This is a genomic window from Treponema sp., assembly GCF_045657965.1.
Taxonomy (GTDB): Bacteria; Spirochaetota; Spirochaetia; order Treponematales; family Treponemataceae; genus Treponema_D.
Genome location: NZ_JAZOUG010000338.1, coordinates 1 through 2165 on the forward strand (window position 1 = coordinate 1; position 2165 = coordinate 2165).

1 protein-coding gene is annotated in these 2165 nt (G+C 42.4%); it reads right to left on the bottom strand.

The genetic code is table 11. From position 1 onward, the window contains the following. Positions 1-276: 276 nt before the first annotated feature. The gene (locus tag ACKI5B_RS12730) at positions 277-1917 is read right to left on the bottom strand and encodes an ABC-F family ATP-binding cassette domain-containing protein (RefSeq protein WP_407429353.1); all 1641 of its coding nucleotides are present in this window, start codon (positions 1915-1917) and stop codon (positions 277-279) included. Between the last annotated feature and the right edge of the window lie 248 nt (positions 1918-2165).

Sequence of the window (2165 nt, forward strand, 5' to 3'; positions counted from 1 at the left end):
ACCTTGGAACATAAAAATCACGTCTTTTGAAGCCCAAGGTGTCTGGATGGTGCCCCAGGGGGCCCAAAATTGACGGACACGTAATTTCTTTCCGAATGACTACTTTCTATAATGTGTATTCTGTCGACCAATTATTTCCGTTTTCCCAGGTTTTCTGTGCAGGTAAGCGTTAAAATATTCCACTCTCTTCTGTATTTTTATCAGCTCATTTAATATTACTGACATCAAAAGAACGTAAAGTCTTTTCAATGTCAGTAATTATGTAACAATTTTTTTTTAGAACTTAATCTTTCTGTCACTGCCTTCGTAATATTCTTTACGCAGGGTCTTAACCTGCTCATCTGCCATGTAGTCATCAAACGGCATCATGCGGTCAATTACGCCTTTTGGTGTGATTTCAACGATTCGGTTTGCGATTGTCTGAATAAACTCATGATCATGGCTTGTAAACAAAATTACTCCAGGGAACTGAACAAGAGCCTGGTTCAGGCTTTCGATTGCTTCAAGGTCAAGGTGGTTTGTAGGGTCGTCAAGAATCAAAACATTTGCGTTCTGAAGCATCATCTTAGAAAGCATACAGCGCACCTTCTCTCCTCCGGACAAAACCTTTACCTTTTTAAGAGATTCGTCCCCGCTGAACAGCATTCGTCCCAAGAATCCGCGGACATAAGCGTCGTCCTGCTCTTTTGAGAACTGTTTAAGCCATTCAGTGATGTTCATATCGTTGTTAAAGAATTTATTATTGTCGCGTGCAAGATATGTATTGCTTGTAGTCTGTCCCCAGAAGAACTCGCCTGATTCTGGTTTTGTCTCGCCTGCGATAATGTCGAACAATGATGAAATTGTGTTGTGCTCCACGCCGACAAATGCAATTTTATCAGTGCGGTTAACCTTAAAGTCAAATTTGTTGAGAAGCTGTACGCCGTCTTCGTCCTTTGAGCAAAGACCTCTGCATTCAAGAACATTGTTTCCAATTTCGCGCTCTGTTGCAAAGTGAACATACGGGAATTTGCGGCTTGTAACCGGCAAATCTTCAAGTTCGAGCTTTTCCAAAACCTTTTTACGGCTGGTAGCCTGACGGCTCTTTGCAGCATTTGAAGCAAACCGTTGAATGAATTCTTTGAGGTCTTTAGCTTTTTCTTCGTTCTTCTTTTTCTGGTCTTTTGCCTGTTTCTGTAAAATCTGGCTCATCTGGTACCAGAAGTCGTAGTTTCCGGCGAACTGAGTGATTTTACCGTAATCGATGTCACAGGTTACAGTACAGACAGTGTTCAAAAAGTGACGGTCATGGCTTACAACTATGACTGTGTTTTCAAATTCGAGAAGGAAGTCTTCAAGCCAGTTGATAGATTCCAAATCGAGACCGTTCGTAGGTTCGTCAAGAAGAAGAATATCAGGATTTCCGAAAAGGGCTCGTGCAAGCAAAACGCGGACTTTCTGACCTTCATCAAGTTCACTCATCATTTTGTCGTGAAATTTTTCTTCAAGACCAAGACCTGAAAGCATCTGCTCAATCTGGTTTTCAGCTTCGTAACCGCCAAGTTCGCCGAATTCTGCTTCAAGTTCAGCTGATTTAATTCCGTCTTCTTCTGTGAATTCAGCCTTTGAATAGATTTCATCACGTGCTCTTGAAACTTCGTAAAGTTTTGGATATCCCTGCATTACTGTGTCTTTAACAGAAAATTCGTCAAACGCGAAGTGGTCCTGACTCAAAACAGCCATTCGCTCACCCGGAGTCATGAAAATTTCGCCGGTATCATGCTCCTGCTCACCTGAAAGCACCTTAAGGAAGGTAGACTTACCTGCCCCGTTCGCACCAATAATGCCGTAACAGTTGCCGGCAGTAAATTTGATATTGACATCCTTAAAAAGCGGCTTTTCGCTGAAATGAAGGCTTACGTCAGATACTGTAATCATTTATTGCTCCTAAAAAATTTTATTTATATTTGAAACTTTAGACGGACACAGATTAACACAGATTCAGTTTTTTTTATAGTGGGGGGAAGTCTCCCCCTCGCTCCATTACCTTTCACTACGCGGAAAGACCTGAGCAAGCTCGGTCATTTCCTCTCCGTTCGGGTATTTCCGCTACCCATTCTAAGGGGGGCGGTTCAGTCATAGCCAAGTCGGATCGTAGCCATGTCGTTCTGTGAGCCAAGGAGTTG

Excerpts from the sequence above, each read along its gene's own strand:
- ACKI5B_RS12730 (WP_407429353.1), bottom strand. The coding sequence starts at position 1,917 with ATGATTACAGTATCTGACGTAAGCCTTCATTTCAGCGAAAAGCCGCTT.